General features: G+C 69.0%; 15 protein-coding genes. 9 read left to right on the top strand and 6 right to left on the bottom strand.

What is annotated here, in order from left to right; genetic code table 11:
- Window positions 1-29 precede the first annotated feature (29 nt).
- From CFB46_RS24855 to ilvD, 3 genes are all read left to right on the top strand, one after another.
- A complete protein-coding gene (locus CFB46_RS24855; RefSeq protein WP_089501610.1) occupies window positions 30-1,622 on the top strand; it encodes an aldehyde dehydrogenase (NADP(+)) in 1,593 nt (530 codons plus the stop codon).
- Window positions 1,615-2,637 carry an Ldh family oxidoreductase gene (locus tag CFB46_RS24850; RefSeq protein WP_089501609.1) on the top strand — a complete coding sequence of 341 codons (1,023 nt, stop codon included), beginning with the start codon at window positions 1,615-1,617 and terminating at the stop codon, window positions 2,635-2,637. Before CFB46_RS24855 ends, CFB46_RS24850 begins: the two co-directional genes overlap by 8 nt.
- Window positions 2,638-2,957: 320 nt before the next feature.
- Entirely contained in the window at window positions 2,958-4,817 is a 1,860-nt protein-coding gene (gene ilvD, locus CFB46_RS24845; RefSeq protein WP_027782806.1) for a dihydroxy-acid dehydratase, read from the top strand.
- Window positions 4,818-4,939: 122 nt separating this feature from the next.
- Here the strand turns inward: ilvD and CFB46_RS24840 are convergent, their stop codons facing one another.
- Together CFB46_RS24840 and CFB46_RS24835 are read right to left on the bottom strand one after the other, a co-directional pair.
- Window positions 4,940-5,734, bottom strand: coding sequence for an SH3 domain-containing protein (locus tag CFB46_RS24840; protein WP_089501608.1), 795 nt, complete (start codon window positions 5,732-5,734; stop codon window positions 4,940-4,942).
- 33 nt (window positions 5,735-5,767) lie between these two features.
- On the bottom strand, window positions 5,768-6,190 hold the full coding sequence (locus tag CFB46_RS24835; protein WP_089501607.1) for a hypothetical protein: 423 nt from the start codon (window positions 6,188-6,190) through the stop codon (window positions 5,768-5,770).
- Window positions 6,191-6,485: 295 nt separating this feature from the next.
- On the opposite strand from CFB46_RS24835, the gene CFB46_RS24830 reads away from it, so the two are divergent.
- Window positions 6,486-8,030: a sigma-70 family RNA polymerase sigma factor gene (locus CFB46_RS24830; RefSeq protein ID WP_089501606.1), complete on the top strand. Its 1,545-nt coding sequence runs from the start codon at window positions 6,486-6,488 to the stop codon at window positions 8,028-8,030.
- Between the two features lie 182 nt (window positions 8,031-8,212).
- Window positions 8,213-9,094: a helix-hairpin-helix domain-containing protein gene (locus CFB46_RS24825; RefSeq protein WP_089501605.1), complete on the top strand. Its 882-nt coding sequence runs from the start codon at window positions 8,213-8,215 to the stop codon at window positions 9,092-9,094.
- 148 nt (window positions 9,095-9,242) lie between these two features.
- Here CFB46_RS24825 and CFB46_RS24820 read toward each other — a convergent pair whose 3' ends face one another.
- The 3 genes from CFB46_RS24820 to CFB46_RS24810 are packed head-to-tail and all read right to left on the bottom strand — an operon-like array spanning window position 9,243 to window position 10,544.
- Entirely contained in the window at window positions 9,243-9,668 is a 426-nt protein-coding gene (locus CFB46_RS24820) for a helix-turn-helix domain-containing protein (protein ID WP_089501604.1), read from the bottom strand.
- Window positions 9,669-9,681: 13 nt separating this feature from the next.
- Entirely contained in the window at window positions 9,682-10,077 is a 396-nt protein-coding gene (locus CFB46_RS36595) for a hypothetical protein (protein ID WP_227789598.1), read from the bottom strand.
- A gap of 26 nt (window positions 10,078-10,103) precedes the next feature.
- The gene (locus CFB46_RS24810; RefSeq protein WP_027782799.1) at window positions 10,104-10,544 is read right to left on the bottom strand and encodes a MarR family winged helix-turn-helix transcriptional regulator; all 441 of its coding nucleotides are present in this window, start codon (window positions 10,542-10,544) and stop codon (window positions 10,104-10,106) included.
- Between the two features lie 134 nt (window positions 10,545-10,678).
- Here CFB46_RS24810 and CFB46_RS24805 point away from each other — a divergent pair, with 134 nt between their 5' ends.
- Window positions 10,679-12,208, top strand: a complete 1,530-nt coding sequence (locus CFB46_RS24805) for a DHA2 family efflux MFS transporter permease subunit (protein WP_027782798.1) — start codon at window positions 10,679-10,681, stop codon at window positions 12,206-12,208.
- Window positions 12,209-12,238: 30 nt separating this feature from the next.
- Here CFB46_RS24805 and CFB46_RS24800 read toward each other — a convergent pair whose 3' ends face one another.
- Window positions 12,239-13,753, bottom strand: a complete 1,515-nt coding sequence (locus CFB46_RS24800; RefSeq protein ID WP_027782797.1) for an acetyl-CoA hydrolase/transferase family protein — start codon at window positions 13,751-13,753, stop codon at window positions 12,239-12,241.
- Between the two features lie 656 nt (window positions 13,754-14,409).
- Between CFB46_RS24800 and CFB46_RS24790 the strand changes: the two genes are divergently transcribed.
- Genes CFB46_RS24790 through CFB46_RS24780 form a run of 3 tightly spaced genes read left to right on the top strand, consistent with a single transcriptional unit; the run spans window position 14,410 to window position 16,909 of the window.
- Complete coding sequence (locus CFB46_RS24790) at window positions 14,410-15,105, top strand: CDP-alcohol phosphatidyltransferase family protein (RefSeq protein ID WP_027782796.1); 696 nt, start codon at window positions 14,410-14,412, stop codon at window positions 15,103-15,105.
- Window positions 15,102-15,911: a HalD/BesD family halogenase gene (locus tag CFB46_RS24785; protein WP_089501603.1), complete on the top strand. Its 810-nt coding sequence runs from the start codon at window positions 15,102-15,104 to the stop codon at window positions 15,909-15,911. The genes CFB46_RS24790 and CFB46_RS24785 overlap by 4 nt, the downstream gene beginning before the upstream one ends.
- Window positions 15,908-16,909, top strand: coding sequence for an HpnL family protein (locus tag CFB46_RS24780; RefSeq protein WP_089501602.1), 1,002 nt, complete (start codon window positions 15,908-15,910; stop codon window positions 16,907-16,909). The genes CFB46_RS24785 and CFB46_RS24780 overlap by 4 nt, the downstream gene beginning before the upstream one ends.
- The last annotated feature ends 29 nt before the right edge of the window (window positions 16,910-16,938 follow it).

Genomic DNA, 16,938 nt, shown 5'->3' with positions numbered 1-16,938 from the left:
CCCGGCCCTGCTTTTTTCCGAGGAAAACCATGCAACTCACAGGTCAGTTCCTGCTCGGCCAATCGGCCGTCGCCGGACAGAACGGCACCCTCCACGCGATCGCCGCCGCGACCGGCGAACCGCTCGAACCGGCGTTCGGCGGCGCGAGCCTGCACGACCTGGAAACGGCGTGCGCGCTCGCCGACGACGCGTTCGACACGTATCGCGAAACGTCGCTCGACGCGCGCGCCGCGTTCCTCGACGCGATCGGCCGCCACATCATGGCGCTCGGCGACGATCTGATCGAGCGCTGCGTCGTCGAAACGGGGCTGCCGCGCGCGCGCATCGAAGGCGAGCGCGGCCGTACGGTCGGCCAGCTCGCGCTGTTCGCGTCGCTCGTACGGGACGGCGGTTTTCTCGACGCACGCATCGACCCGGCGCGCCCCGAGCGCAAGCCGCTGCCGCGCGTCGACCTGCGCCTGCGGAACGTCGCGGTCGGGCCCGTGGCCGTGTTCGGCGCGTCGAACTTCCCGCTCGCGTTCTCGGTGGCCGGCGGCGACACGGCGTCGGCGCTGGCGGCCGGCTGCCCGGTGATCGTCAAGGCGCATTCCGCGCATCCGGGCACGTCGGAACTCGTCGGCCGCGCGATCCAGCAGGCCGCGCGCGAATGCGGGATGCCGGCCGGCGTGTTCTCGCTGCTGTTCGACGCATCGCGCGAGATCGGCCAGGCGCTGGTCGCCGATCCGCGCATCAAGGCGGTCGGCTTCACCGGCTCGCGCCGCGGCGGCGTGGCGCTGATGCATATCGCGGCCGCGCGAGCCGAGCCGATCCCCGTCTATGCGGAAATGAGCTCGATCAACCCCGTGCTGCTGTGTCCCGCCGCGCTTGAGGCGCGTCACGACACCATCGCCCCGCAGTTCGTCGCATCGCTCGCGCTCGGCGCCGGCCAGTTCTGCACGAATCCGGGCCTCGTGCTCGCGGTCGACGGCCCCGCGCTGCGCGCATTCGAAACCGCGGCGGCCGACGCCGTGCGCGCCGTAGCCGCACAGACGATGCTGACGCCGCCCATCCACGCAAGCTATGCGCAAGGCGTCGCGGCGCTGCGCGATCACGATGCGGTCGAGCTGCTGGCCGAAGGCGCGGAAGGCGGCCGTCACCAGGCCCGCGCGGCGCTGTTCGCGACATCCGCCGACGCATTCATCGCGCACCCCGAATTGCGCGACGAAGTATTCGGCCCCGCGTCGCTGATCGTGCGTTGCCCGGACGCCGACACGCTGCACCGCGTGCTGAAATCGCTCGAAGGCCAGTTGACGATCGCCGCGCATCTCGCCGACGGCGACGCGGCGCTGTTCGCCGCGCTGCGCCCGACGCTCGAACGCAAGGCAGGCCGCATTCTCGTCAACGGCTTCGGCACGGGCGTCGAGGTCGGTCACGCGATGGTGCACGGCGGCCCGTTCCCGGCGACGTCCGACACGCGCACGACGTCGGTCGGCGCGCGCGCGATCGAGCGCTTCCTGCGCCCCGTGTCGTATCAGGACCTGCCGGACGCGCTGTTGCCGGAAGCGATCCGCAGCAGCAATCCGCTGCACGTGCCGCAACGCATCGACGGCGTGCCTGCCCCGCGGGAGGTGAACCATGTCTGAGCAAACCGCCAAAGTCGTCCTGTCGCTCGATGAAGTCCATGCGCTCGCGCTGCGCGTGCTGACGCACCACGGGATGTCCGACGCGCATGCGCGCGCGATCGCCAACGTGATCACGCAGGGCCAGCGCGATGAATGCCATTCGCATAGCGTGTATCGGCTGCTCGTCTGCGTGCGGTCGCTGAAGAAGGGCAAGGTCGATCCGCAAGCCGTGCCGACGCTGCGCCGGCTGTCGTCGTCGATCGTCGCGGTCGACGCGCATCGCGGCTTCTCGCTGCTGAGCTTCGAGACGGGGCTGCCGGTGCTCGTCGAGATGGCGAAGCAGCACGGCATCGCCGCGATGGCGATCAACCACTGCTATCACTTCTCCGCGCTGTGGCCCGAGGTCGAGGCGATCGCCGCCGAAGGGCTGGTCGGCATCGCGATGAACCCGAGCCACAGCTGGGTCGCGCCGGAAGGCGGCCGCGAACCGGTGTTCGGCACCAACCCGATCGCGTTCGCGTGGCCGCGTCCGTTCGGCGAGCCGTTCGTGTTCGATTTCGCGACGAGCGCGATCGCGCGCGGCGACATCGAGCTGCACGCGAAACAGGGCAAGGCGATTCCGCCGCACTGGGCGATCGACGCGGACGGCCAGCCGACCACCGACCCGAAGGCCGCGCTGCAAGGCGCGATGCGCACGTTCGGCGGCCACAAGGGCTCGGCGCTCGCGGCGATGGTCGAGCTGCTCGGCGGTGCGCTGATCGGCGACATGACGAGCCGGGAATCGATGGACTTCGACGAAGGCGTCGGCGCGACGCCGTGCCATGGCGAACTCGTGATCGCGTTCGATCCGAAGGTATTTCTCGGCGACGATCTCGATGCGGGGCTCGTGCGCGGCGAGCGGATGTTCGAATCGATCGTCGCACAGGGCGCGCGGCTGCCGTCGCAACGGCGCTTCGACGCCCGTGCGCGCAGCATCGCGAACGGCGTGCGGATTCCGAAGGCGCTGTACGACGAGATCCTGACGCTGCTCGACTGACGCGCGACCGAGCGGCACGGCGCGGCTTCATCGTCGGCGGAACGAGCGACGATGAAGCCGCCCGGTTGCGCCGGCAACGGCCTGCGTCGGGCTTCGTGCCGGGTGAACTGCGTGAGCTTGATGCACTCGGCGCCCTTGGCCGCTGCCCGGCACCACCCGCGCCGCTCGCCCGTTCCCGCCGGCGCCGCAGGCCCGGCGGCTGTGGGATAATCGTGGGGTTTGCCCAGGGCGCAGCTCAAGAGGTTGTTCGCACGGGCGCGAGAGAGGCCTTTATTCCCGAGCCTCCACCCTTTTCCCGCGATATTTCTTCAGCAACCACAATGCCCACTTACCGTTCCAAAACCTCCACCGCCGGCCGCAACATGGCAGGTGCGCGCTCGCTGTGGCGCGCCACCGGCATGAAAGACGACGATTTCTCGAAGCCGATCATCGCGGTCGTCAACTCGTTCACCCAGTTCGTGCCCGGGCACGTGCACCTGAAGGATCTCGGCCAGCTCGTCGCGCGCGAGATCGAGGCTGCCGGCGGCGTCGCGAAGGAATTCAACACGATCGCGGTCGACGACGGCATCGCGATGGGCCATGACGGCATGCTGTATTCGCTGCCGAGCCGCGACATCATCGCCGACTCGGTCGAATACATGGTGAACGCGCACTGCGCGGACGCGATGGTGTGCATCTCGAACTGCGACAAGATCACGCCGGGGATGCTGATGGCCGCGATGCGCCTGAACATTCCGGTGATCTTCGTGTCGGGCGGCCCGATGGAAGCCGGCAAGACGCGCCTCGCGAACCCGGTCACCAAGACCGTCGAACTGAAGAAGCTCGACCTCGTCGACGCGATGGTGATCGCGGCCGACCAGTCGTATTCGGATGCCGACGTCGCCGAAGTCGAACGCTCGGCGTGCCCGACCTGCGGTTCGTGCTCGGGCATGTTCACCGCGAACTCGATGAACTGCCTGACCGAAGCGCTCGGCCTGTCGCTGCCCGGCAACGGCACGGTCGTCGCGACGCACGCCGATCGCGAGCAGTTGTTCAAGCGCGCCGGCCGCCGCATCGTCGAACTGACGCGCCAGCACTACGAGCAGGACGACGAACGCGTGCTGCCGCGCTCGGTCGGCTTCAAGGCGTTCGAGAACGCGATGACGCTCGACATCGCGATGGGCGGTTCGACCAACACGATCCTGCACCTGCTGGCGATCGCGCGTGAAGCCGGCATCGACTTCACGATGAAGGACATCGATCGCCTGTCGCGCATCGTGCCGCAGCTGTGCAAGGTCGCGCCGAACACGAACAAGTACCACATCGAGGACGTGCACCGCGCAGGCGGCATCATGGCGATCCTCGGCGAACTCGACCGCGCCGGCAAGCTGCACACCGACGTGCCGACCGTGCACGCGCCGACGCTGAAAGATGCACTCGACCAGTGGGACATCGTCCGCACGGAAGACGAAGCGGTCCGCACGTTCTACATGGCCGGCCCGGCAGGCGTCCCGACGCAGGTGGCATTCAGCCAGAACACGCGCTGGCCGAGCCTCGACCTCGACCGCGCCGAAGGCTGCATCCGCTCGTACGAGCACGCGTTCTCGAAGGAAGGCGGCCTGGCCGTGCTGACCGGCAACATCGCGCTCGACGGCTGCGTGGTGAAGACGGCCGGCGTCGATGAAAGCATCCTCGTGTTCGAAGGCTCGGCGCACGTGACCGAGTCGCAGGACGAAGCGGTGGAGAACATCCTGAACGACAAGGTCAAGGCCGGCGACGTGGTGATCGTGCGCTACGAAGGCCCGAAGGGCGGCCCGGGCATGCAGGAAATGCTCTACCCGACCAGCTACATCAAGTCGAAGGGGCTCGGCAAGGCGTGCGCGCTGCTGACGGACGGCCGTTTCTCGGGCGGCACGTCGGGTCTGTCGATCGGCCACTGCTCGCCGGAAGCGGCGGCGGGCGGCGCGATCGGCCTCGTGCGCGACGGCGACCGGATCCGCATCGACATTCCGAATCGCACGATCGACGTGCTGGTGTCGGACGAGGAACTGGCGCGCCGCCGCGAAGAACAGAACGCGAAAGGCTGGAAGCCCGCGCAGCCGCGTCCGCGCAAGGTGTCCGCGGCGCTGAAGGCATACGCGAAGCTGGTCATGTCGGCCGACAAGGGCGCCGTACGCGACCTGTCGCTGCTCGACGACTGACGCAGCGGGTTGCGGGCGGCCGGTGGCGCGTTGCCTCGGCCCCGCTTGCCCGATCCCAAAGCCGCTCTTCGGAGCGGCTTTTTTTCGTCCGGTGCCCGGAGAACCCGCGGCACCCCAGGCCATCAGTGCCGGAGCTCGTCGGGGCCGCCGCCTCCACCGCCGCCGTGGTTACCGCCGCCGTTTCCACCGCCTTGAGGTCGTGCATAACCGCCGCCCCCGCCTCCCTGCCGCACCGGCGGCGGCATCGTATGGACCTCGCCGCCCGGCGCGGGCGGTGGACGCAGCACGGCCGGCGGCGGGCCGGCCGGACGCGCGTTGCCCGCTCCACCCGGCATCGGCGTCGGCGCAGCCGGCGCCGGCACGCGGTTCGCGCCATTCCAGCCGCCGCGCGTCGCCGACGGCCGCGTGTCATGCCCGGGCGGCGGGCCGCCCGGCGCGACCTGCATCGGCGCGCCCGGTTGCGGACGCCCTTGCCCCGGCGGCATGCCTCCGGGGCCGAGCCTCGGCTCCGGACGACGCGCCCAGCGATCGCGGTCGGGATACCACGGGCGGTGCCGGTAATAGCGATCCCAGTACGCGCCGATCGCGAAGCCGGTCACCGGCACGCCGATGATCGCGCCATACTCGAGCAACGGCACGTAGCTGCCCTGGTAGGGATAGTCGAGCAACTGCGCATCGATCCAGCCGCGCACGCCCGGCAACGCGACGTCGCACCACGCGTAGTTGCTCAGGCAGCCGAATACGTCCAGCGCGGTGCCGGGCGGAATCTCCGCGACCACCGGATAATCGGGCGCAGGCCCGGCATACAGCTCGGCCGGCGAATTCGTGTAAGCGCTGCTCTGCGCATCGGCGACGCCCGGTGCGGCCGCGAGGCCGGCCAGGACGACACACAGACTTCGGACAATCGTGTTTCTCATGATGCTCTCCCGCGCCGTGCCGCCGTGCGCCGCTCAGTGCCGATGGCCGCCGCCCCAGTGACCGCCACCCCAATGCCCGCCGCCCCACGGACGATGCCAATACCCGCCGCGCCCGCCCCAGTATCCGCCGCCCCAGCGGCCCCAGAAGCCGATCGTCACGGGCGGCCCGTACCAGCCGGAGTAGTACGCCGGGTAGTAATACGGATACGGCGGCGGCACGTAGGCCGGGGCGACGTACACCGGCACCGCCGCGCCGGCATCGACCTGCGCCTGGGGCACGGTCGACGGGGCCGGCCCCGGTGCGGCCGGTGCGACTGGAATCTCGCGCTGCGTCACCGTGGCGGGCACCGGCGCGTAATAAGGTGCATAACCGTACGGGCTCGTGTAGTAGCAGCCGCCAAGCGCCAGTGCGGCCAGCATGGCTGCGGCGGGCCTCGCGGCGGAAATCGGGTTCATCTCGTACTCCGGCAGAATCCGCGCGTCGCCGCCGGCGCGCGCCTGACTCTAGCTTACGTCCCCTGCAGATTTCCGCGCGTATGATCGGTTACTTTTTGTTTCCTGCCCCGGACGCCGAAGCAGGCACGCCGCGTGCTGGCCCGTCCGCGGCGCCGGCGTTGAAGTTGGCGCAAATGCCCTCAACTTGAACGATGTCGGGCTGACCGGCGCGGACGGGCGTCCGCGACCACCGGCAACCGCAAACCGGCGAGCTTCGGCCCGCCCAGACAGGAACGCGGCTCGCGCCGCCATCGACATGACTACGCCACGCCCCACTTCCCGGGCGGACACACCGCTCGATCCGATCATCCAGCTGCTGGCGCTCGCCGGCGAGCAGGGTTATCTGACGCACGCCGACCTCGTCGACGCGCTGCCGCCTGAAAGCGACAGCCCCGACGCGCTCGACGTCGTGCGCGCCGCGCTTGCCGATATCGGCATCGCGGTACTCGACGAGCCGGCCGTGCCTGCACCGTTCGCCGGCGCGGCGCCGGTCGAGGTCGATCGCGAGGCGCTCGACGAAGGCCGGGCCATGCTCGGCGACCTCGCGCGCGGCACGAGCGCGTCGACCGATCCGCTCGCGCTCTATATGCGGCGCATGCACGCGGTGCCGTTGCTCACGCGCGAAGGCGAAATCGTGCTCGCCCGCGAGATCGAGACGGGCCGCCATCAGGTACTGCACGCGATTGCCGGTTATCCGCCCGCGGTCGACGCGCTGCTAGCGCGTCATCGCGCGACGGGCGGCACCGCCGCAACCGGAACAACCGGCTCGCCCGATGACGACGACGCCGGCGCGCACGCGCCCGCCCGCTACGATGCGCTGCACGCAGCGGTGTCGGCGCTGCGCGGCGCACTGCATGCGCATGGCAGCCGTTCGGCCGAATACCGCGACGCACGCAACCGCGTGGCCGCGCTGCTCGGTTCGCTCGCCTGGGTCGCGCCGGCCGCCGACGACGCGAGCCGTACGGTGCGCGCACTCGCGGCCGCCCCCCACGATCCGTCGGCGGTCGACGCAGCGTGCTTCGACGCGGTCGCACGGCGCGCGCTCGCGGCGGCGCTGAGCGACGGCCAGCAGAAGGTGCGCGACGCGACGCGTGCGATGCTCGAGGCGAACCTGCGGCTCGTGCTGTCGATCGCGCGCAAGTACCTGAACCGCGGCGTCGACCTGTCCGACCTCGTGCAGGACGGCTGTCTCGGCCTGATGCGCGCGATCGAGAAATTCGAATATCGGCGCGGGTTCAAGTTCTCGACCTATGCGACCTGGTGGATTCGTCAGGCGATCGCGCGCTCGGTCGCGGATCGCTCGCGCACGATCCGCGTGCCGGTGCACGTCGGCGACCAGTACCAGCGCGTGCAGCGGCATGCGCTGCGCTTTCGCCAGCGCACGGGCCGGCGGGCCACGCCCGCCGAGCTCGCGGCCGAAACCGGTCTCGACGAAGACAAGCTCCGCGCGGTGCTCGCGCTGCCCGCAGAGCCGGTCTCGCTCGACACGCCGCTGCCCGACGCGGACACCGGCCTCGTGGAACTGATCGAGGATCAGGCATCGGCCAGCCCGTTCGAGCAACTGGCCGACACGCGCATGCGCGAATGCGTGCGGTCGCTGCTGCGGTCGGTCACGCCGACCGAGGCCGACGTGCTGCGCCGGCGGTTCGGCCTCGGCGGCGCCGAGCCGGACACCTACGACGCGATCGCGCAGGACGCGGGGATGTCGCGCGAGCGCGTGCGGCAGATCGAGAAACGGGCGCTCGCCGCGCTCCGTACGGCCGCCGAGGCCGAAAACGCGCAGTCGTTTCTCGACGCTTGACCGCATCGCGGGCGGCGCACGGTCGTGCCCTATTCCGGCACGACCGTGCGCTTCGCGCCTGTGCTACGTTTGCCATTGACGCGCATCAAATTTTCTTCATCGCGCGTCGCGACAATGGTTGACAGCCGACCGGCGCACCGCTCGCCGCGTCCATTCCGTTTGTGCTTTCCGGGTCCCTCGCCATGCAGTCGACCGTCAGCCAGACGTACGAGGAAAACCAGCCTATCGCGGCCCGCCTGCGCGAGGCAGCGCAATGGCTTGTCGCCCAGGGCGCGAACCCGTACCGGGCCGCCGCATACCGCGCGGCGGCCGATACGGTCGACGCGCTCGACCGCGACATCCGCGGCGTGTTCGAAACCGGCGGCGTCGAGGCGCTCGGCGCGCTGCCCGACATCGGCGCGGGCGTCGCGCAGGCGATCGCCGAGCTGCTGGTGACGGGGCGCTGGCGCCAACTCGACCGCCTGCGCGGCGACGCGGAACGCGCATCGGCCTTCGAGGCGGTGCCGGGTATCGGCCACGCGCTCGCGCTGCGCATTCATGACGCACTGCACATCGACACGCTGGAGGAACTCGAGCGCGCGGCCCGCAACGGCCAGCTCGAAACGATCGCGGGTGTCGGCCCGCGACGCGCGGTCGGCATCCGCGCCGCACTCGACGACGTGCTGAGCCGCCGGCGGCGCTGGCAAGGTCACATGCAGAACGCCGGCCCCGGCACGGAACCGCCCATCGAACTGCTGCTTTACATCGATCGCCAGTACCGCAACAAGGCGGCCGCCGGCGTGCTGCCGAGGCTCAGGCACCGGCGCCTGAACGCGGACGGATACGTACCGCCGCCCGTGATGCACATGACCAAGGGCGGCTGGCATTTCACGGTGCTGAGCCAGCATGCCGCCATGCGCACGCCGGAAGCCGGGCGCCCGACCGACTCGGTCTCGCTCTACTTCTACGACGCCGTGCAGTGCGAGCACCAGCGCACCGTCTTCACCGAAACGGTCGGCGCGCTCGTCGGCAAGCGGATCGTGCGCGGGCGCGAGATGGAATGCCGCGTGTATTACGCGGGGTGAGTCATGCATCAACGGTTTGCCGACGTCGAAGGCGGTGCGGACGGCATCCCCTTTTGACGATCCGGCACGTCGACCCCGTTACGTCGCCCCGTAGCCGCCCTCCTGTCGAACCGCTACCGCCACGCCCACCGTCGCGCAGGCTCGCCGCCTACGCACTGTCCGCCTTCGCGCGGCGCGCCGGATGACGATGCGCGGCAATGCGCAGCAGCTTCTGGAACGAGGGGCATTCGAGATGGTTCGCCGCCGGGCACACGGCCGCATGCCGCAGCGCATCGCGCACCGCGCCGAGGCGGCGGATCGTGCGGTCGAGCTCGTCGGCCTTGCCATCGAGCTTCGCGCGATCGATCGCGGGCCGGCCGTCCGCGCCGACCATCGCGAAGATGTCGTCGAGCGAGAAACCGGCCTCCCGGCCGAGCGCGATCAACGCCAGGCGCTCGAGCACCGACGCGTCGTACTGCCGCCGCAGTCCGTGCCGGCCGATCGGCACGATCAGCCCCTTTTCCTCGTAGTAGCGCAGTGTCGATGCGGGCAATCCCGTGCGCCGCGCCACGTCCGCGATGTCCAGTCGGCTCATGCTTGATCTCACGTTAACTTGAAGTCGCAAGATAGTTGCTCGACTCCGTGAAGACAAGCCCGGACCGCCATGAAACCGTTGAACCCGCGTCGTATTCCGCCGTGCCGCATCGCCATTGCCGTCCGCCGCGGAGGTGGGCGGCTTCGGCGTGATTCCGCTCGATGCCGTCGCCGTGCTCGTACATCAGCGCAACGCTGAATTCGCCGTCCAGAGCGCCGCGCTTCGCCATCGCCATCGCCATCGCCATCGCCGCGTCGAACGCCGCGGGCGCATCGCCGTGCCCGAGCCAAGCGGTGCCGATCCCGAGGATCAGTACCAGCGCGAGCGCGATGAGGATCGCAATACGGTCTTCCGGCCGATTCGTCGTGCCTCGGTCATCTCTCGACGTTCTCTTTTTTTGTGGTTGCAAGCGGTACGCCCGACCGGGCGCCCGCGTCACTCGCCGCCGCAGTCGATCAGGTTGCGGCGCACGCGGCCGAGCAGCCGCACCAGCGTATCGCGCTCGTCGGGCGTGAAGCCGCGCAGCCCGTCGTCGGCGACGGTATCGCCCACCTCCAGCATCTGCGGAAAGATCTCGCGCGACTTGTCGGTCAGCCGGATCACGAACGCCCGGCGGTCGTCGTCGTTCGCGACGCGCTCGATCCAGCCATAACTTTCCATCCGGTCGAGCAGCCGCGTGAGCGAGATCGGCGTGATCTCGAGCCATTCGGCGAGCCGCGCCTGATTCATCTCGCCCTTCCACGTCAGGTACGCGAGCACGCGGCTTTGCGCCCGCGTCAGCCCGATGCGCTTCGCGCGCCGGTCGAACAGGCGCCCGTTCAGGCGGGCCACGTCGGCGATCAGGTAACCGATCCGGTTCTCGTAGGTCTTGTCCATGCGGCGATTATAGGGTCAAGCCGGAACCGGCCCGAGGCTCGCGACGCGGCGATAAGCGGCTATATAATAAGCACGCTTATAATTTGCGCCATACCGATCGCCGCCCACGGCGGCCGCCCCACGGAGACTCCCGCTTGAACCCCGCCGCCGACGCCCCCGCCTCGCCCGCGCTGAACCGGCCGATGCTGACCCTGTCGATCATGCTCGCCACGCTGATCCAGACCCTCGACAGCACGATCGCGAACGTCGCGCTGCCCCATATGCAGGGCACGCTGTCCGCGTCGCAGGACGAGATCACGTGGGTGCTGACCTCCTACATCGTCGCCGCGGCGATCGCGACGCCGCTCACCGGCTGGCTGTCCGACCGGCTGAGCGTAAAGCGGCTGCTGATCGTGTCGATCGCCGGTTTCACGGTTGCGTCGGCGCTGTGCGGGCTGTCGGAGACGCTCGTGCAGATCGTCGGCGCGCGGCTGCTGCAGGGTGTATTCGGCGCCGCGCTGGTGCCGCTGTCGCAATCGATCCTGCTCGACATCAATCCGCGCGAGAAACAGGGCCAGGCGATGGCGATCTGGGGAATGGGCGTGATGGTCGGCCCGATCCTCGGCCCGACGCTCGGCGGCTGGCTCACCGACAGCTACAACTGGCGCTGGGTGTTCTTCATCAACGTGCCGATCGGCGCATTCGCGCTCGCCGGCGTGATGACCTTCCTGCCGGCGCGCGCGCCGCGCCCGCACGTGAAATTCGACGCGTTCGGCTTCGCGACGCTCGCGCTCGCGATCGGCGCGTTCCAGGCGATGCTCGACCGAGGCGAGCAGCTCGACTGGTTCGGTTCGTACGAGATCCGCATCGAGGCGCTCGTCGCGGCGCTCGGCTTCGCGTTCTTCCTCGCGCATACGGCGACCGTCGGCAAGGCGTCGTTCTTCAAGTCGGAACTGCTGCGCGACCCGAATTTCGCAACGGGCACGCTGTTCATCTTCGTGGTCGGCGCGGTGCTGTATGCGACGCGCGCGCTGCTGCCGCCGATGCTGCAGAACCTGATGGGCTATCCGGTCGCGACGACGGGCCTCGTCACCGCGCCGAGCGGCGCCGGCACGATGATCGCGATGCTGTTCGTCGGGCGGCTGCTGAAATACGTGGATGCGCGGCTGCTGCTGCTCGCGGGACTTGCGATTTCCGCGCTCGCGCTGTGGCAGATGATGCAGTACACGATCGTGCTGTCCGAAGCGGACATCGTGTGGCCCGGCGTGATCCAGGGCTTCGGCCTCGGGCTGGTGTTCGTGCCGCTGAGCGCGCTGTCGTTCTCGACGCTGCCGCCCGACCTGCGCGCGGACGGCACGGCCACCTACAGCCTGATGCGCAACATCGGCAGCAGTATCGGCATCTCGATCGTGCAGACGCTGATGACGCGCAATACGCAGGTCGCGCATGCCGACCTCGCGACCCACGTCACGCCGTTCGACCCGGCCGTGCAGGCGATGATCGGCAGCCGCGTCGACATTGCGCTGCTCGACCGCACGATCAACCAGCAGGCGACGATGATCGCGTACCTGAACGATTTCAAGCTGATGTTCGTCGCGACGCTGCTGATGATCCCGTTGTTGCTGCTGATCCGCCCGCCGCAGAAAACGGCGAGCGTCGACGTCGCGCATGCGGCGATGGACTGACGGGCACGCATGTGCCCGTCCGAGGCCCCGTCAGGCCTTCATCGTCCCGGTCCGCACGTAGCGCTCGTGCCACGACAGCGCCTCGGCGAGCAGATGCGGCGTGTGCTTGCCGAAGCTTTCGCGCGACGCGCGCTCGAAGTAGTCCTCGAGCATCGGCCGATAGTCCGGGTGCGCGCAGGTCGCGATGATCTTGCGCGCGCGCTGCTTCGGCGACAGGCCGCGCAGGTCGGCCAGCCCCTGCTCGGTGACGACGACGGCGACGTCGTGCTCGGTATGGTCGACGTGGCTCGCCATCGGCACGATCCGCGAGATCGCCCCGCCCTTCGCGGTACTTGCCGACATGAAGCACGACAGGTAGCCGTTGCGCGCGAAGTCGCCCGAGCCGCCGATGCCGTTCTGGATCTTCGTGCCCATCACGTGCGTCGAGTTCACGTTGCCGTAGATGTCGGCCTCGATCATCCCGTTCATCGCGATGCAGCCGAGCCGGCGCACGAGTTCCGGATGGTTGCTGATCTCCTGCGGGCGCAGCACGATCTTCTCGCGGAACGTCGCGATTTCATCGGCGAAACGCTGCACGGCGGCCGGGCTCAGCGACAGCGCGGTGGCCGATGCGAAGCTCAGCGTGCCGTCGTCGAGCAGGTCGAGCATGCCGTCCTGGATCACTTCCGTGTACGCGGTCAGGTTCGAGAAGCCGGCCGAGCTGAGCTCCGCGAGCACCGCGTTCGTGATGTTGCCGACGCCCGACTGCAGCGGCAGCAGGTTTTCCGGCAGGCGGCCGCGCTTCACTTCGTGGCGCAGGAAGTCGATCAGTTGCAGCGCGATCTGCTTCGACGTCTCGTCCGGCGCGGTGAACGCATTGCTGCGATCGGGCGCGTCGGTCTCGACGATCGCGACGATCTTGTCGGCCGGGCAGCGCAGATACGGCTCGCCGATCCGGTCGTCGCTCTTCGTCAGCGGAATCGGCTTGCGGTGCGGCGGCAGCGCGGTGCCATAGTAGATGTCGTGCATCCCGTCGAGGCCGAGCGGCTGGCGCGCATTCACTTCGAGGATCACGTGCTTCGCGCGCTCGAGCCAGGTCTTGTTGTTGCCGATCGACGCGGACGGGATCAGCAGGCCGTCCTCGCGGATGCCCGCGACTTCGACGATCGCGACGTCGAGATCGCCGTACAGCCCGAACCACGCGTATTGCGCGACGTGGCTCAGGTGGACGTCCTGGTAATCGACTTCGCCGGCGTTGATCTTGTCGCGCAACGTCGGGTCGGACTGATAGGGCAGCCGCATCGAGATGCCATTGGTGCGGGCGAGCGCGCCGTCGAGTTCCGGTGCGGTCGACGCGCCCGTCAGCACGTTGATCCGGAAGTCCTCGCCGCGCGCGTGCGCCGCGTCGATGTGGGCGGCAAGCGCGGCCGGCACGGCCTTCGGATAGCCCGACCCGGTGAAGCCGCTCATGGCGACGGTCATGCCGGGGCGGATCAGCGCGGCGGCTTCGTCGGCGGTGCGGACGAGCGAACGCAGGGCGGGAGCGAGGATGCGTGATGAAGACATGGCTGGTTTCTTGACGCTTTGGTCTGTCGTTGACGTCGCGGGGGGTGTCTCCTGAGCGACGCGAAGCCCTTTGGGGCCGCGAGGGGCGGCCCGGCACCACGGGCACGGCCGGAGTATCGCAGAGGCCATCGCCGCGAAATGTCCGCCGGATGCAAAAGATCCTTGCCGGATTTGCCGGGTATCGAACGAGCGTTCCGTGACAGGCGATCCGCCCCCGCCGAAGGCACGCGAAAGGCATGCGAAAGCATCGGGGCGAATCACCGGTTCGCGATCGCCGACCGTCGCGCATCAATCGATGAAATTTCATCGGCATTGACGGCATTTGGTTCGGTAATCGCCGGTACCCGGCCGGCGCGGCCGATTGTCGCCCGATGCGGCTTTTCCGGACCTGACGGAGATCAAGGTCGCATGCGCTGCGCTACGCCGGCCGACCGGCCCGAAAAATCCTGCCGTATCGGCCTGCGAGGCCCGTCCGGCCTTGACAGCCGCGCGATGCGAACCACACTGGAAGACGGGTCCGGCCGCCCGGTTGGCCGTCCCGTTCGCACCTGCGTTTTTGAACCGGCCGATACCCGCAAGACGCGGTAACACTCCCGCATGTCAGGACATTGATCGAAGAAAAAGCAACAAATTACAATTCCGTATATATTTCGCCGATGGACCAAAGAAAAACCGCCACACGCCCCGAGCCACCGCTGCCACGCACCTGGGATGCGCGGCTCGCGCGCTCGCTTGTCCGACCGCTCGTCGATACGCCGGTCACCCCGAATCACCTCACCACCCTTCGTCTGCTGATCGGCCTCGCCGGCGCCTGGTGCCTCGCGCACGGCGGCTTCGGCTGGAGCAATGCAGGCGCGTTCCTGATCGTGCTGTCGAACTTCGTCGACCACACCGACGGCGAACTCGCGCGCATCAGCGGCAAGTCCAGCAAGATCGGTCATTTTTACGACCTGGCGGCCGATGCGCTCGTCACGGTCGCGCTGTTCGTCAGCATGGGCGTCGGCATCGTCGCCCAGGGCGGCCAGATGGCCGCGTCGCCGGTGCTGCTCGGCGCGGCGGCCGGCGCGGCCGTCGCGCTGATCTTCTTCCTGCGCATGCGGATCGAATCGATCGCCGGCAAGGCCGGCACCAAGCAGGCGTTCGCCGGCGGCTTCGAGACGGAAGACGTGCTGTACCTGCTGCCGATCGTGACGCTCGTCGACGGCGTCGAGCCGTTCCTGCTCGCGGCGTCGATCGGCGCCCCGCTGTTCGCCGCCTGGGTCGTGATCGACTGGTGGCGCATCGTGCGGCGCGGCAACCTTCCGCAGAACCCGGCCGCGCAGAACCCAACCGAAATCCAGGCTTCCAAATGACTCCTAGCACGCGCGACGATTCCGTGCTGAGCCCGGCACGCCCCGCGCCCGTGCGCGCGGCCGCGGCCGATCCCGATCGCACCGTGGCCGACCGTGTCGGCCAGCTCGACCTCGACCGCCTGCGCGGCGACTACACGCGCCAGGGCTCGTTCCTCTACCTCGACACGTTCCTGCCGACCGACGCGCACGCGAAGCTGGCGAACGCCGCCCGCGCGATGCAGGCCGGCCTGAACCGCAATTACCTGCCCGGCCACAAGCAGGGCGGCAGCGTGAGCCGCCATACGATCGACGCGCAAGCGCCGTACATCGCCGAGCTGTATCGCTCGAAGGCGCTGATCGGTTTCCTCGAGAAAATCACCGGCGACAAGCTGATGCCGTCGCCGGACGACGATCCGCACGCGTACGCGCTGTATTACTACACGAAGCCCGGCGACCACATCGGCTGGCACTACGACACGTCGTACTACGATGGCCGCCGCTACACGCTGCTGATCGGCGTGATCGACGAATCGTCGTGCCGGCTCGACTACGAGCTGCATACGCGCAACCCGGACGTCGCCGACGAACCGGGCTCCGTGCAGATCGCCGACGGCGGCATCGTGCTGTTCGACGGCGACAAGCTGCGCCACCGCATCACGCCGCTCGGCCAGAACGAGATGCGCGTGTCGCTCACGTTCGAATACGTGACGAACCCCGGCATGCGACCGTGGAAGCGCTTCATCTCGAACATGAAGGACGCGATCGCGTATTTCGGTTTCCGCCAGGTGTTCAAGCAACTGGCGACGCGACGCACGAGCGGGTCATGACACGCGCGGGCCTCATCCTGCTGTCCCTCGGGACCGCACTCTTCATCGCACTTCTGGCCTGGCAAGGCGTCGGCGCGGTCGCGTCCACGTTCCTCGCGGCCGGCTGGGGTCTCGCGCTCGTCGCCGTGTTCCACGTCGTGCCGCTCGCGATCGACGCCGTCGCGATTTCCGTGATGTTCCGCCGCGGGCAGCCGGGCGCCGACCTCGGCAACGCGCTGCGCGCGCGCTGGGTCGGCGAATCGGTGAACAGCCTGCTGCCCGCCGGGCAGATCGGCGGCCCGGTGCTGATGGTGCGCCACCTCGCGCAGCGCGGCACACGGATGGCCGATGCGGCCGCCGCCGTGACCGTCAGCACGACGATGCAGGCGCTCGCGCAAATGGCCTTCGCGCTGATCGGCATCGCCGCATTCAGCCTGTATGCCACGCACGAGTCGGTCGCGTACCTGCGTACGCCCGCGCTGATCGCCACCGGCGTGCTCGGCGCGCTCGCGGTGATGTTCTATCTGGCGCAGCGGCGCGGGCTGTTCGGCCGCGGCCTGCGCCTCGCGTCGAAGCTATTCGGCCCGCGCGACTGGTCGTCGCTCGCCACGCGCGCCGACGCGATCGACGACGCGGTCGGCGCGCTGTACCGCGATCGCGCGAAAGTCGCGAAGACCTTCGCATTGAGTCTCGCCGGCTGGATCGTCGGCACCGCGGAAGTGTGGCTCGCGCTGCACTTCCTCGGGCATCCGGTGAGCTGGCTCGACGCGTTGCTGCTCGAAAGCGTCGGCCAGGCGATTCGCGGGGCGGCTTTCGCGATCCCGGGCTCGCTCGGTGCGCAGGAAGGCGGCTACCTGCTGCTCGCGCCGCTGGTCGGCCTGCCGCCCGACGCGGCGCTCGCGCTGTCGCTCGCGAAGCGCGCGCGCGAACTCGCGCTCGGCCTGCCCGGCCTGCTCTATCTGCATTTCAGTGAAAGAAACTGGCAGCGGCGCCATGCGCCGCAGCCGCTCGCCGACTGATCGTTCAGATCGCCGGCTTTTTGGTTGGA

Origin of the sequence: Burkholderia sp. HI2761 (assembly GCF_002223355.1) — a bacterium.
GTDB lineage: Bacteria > Pseudomonadota > Gammaproteobacteria > Burkholderiales > Burkholderiaceae > Burkholderia.
Note: the sequence above shows the minus strand (reverse complement) of the source record. Positions and strands in the feature narration are given on the sequence as shown.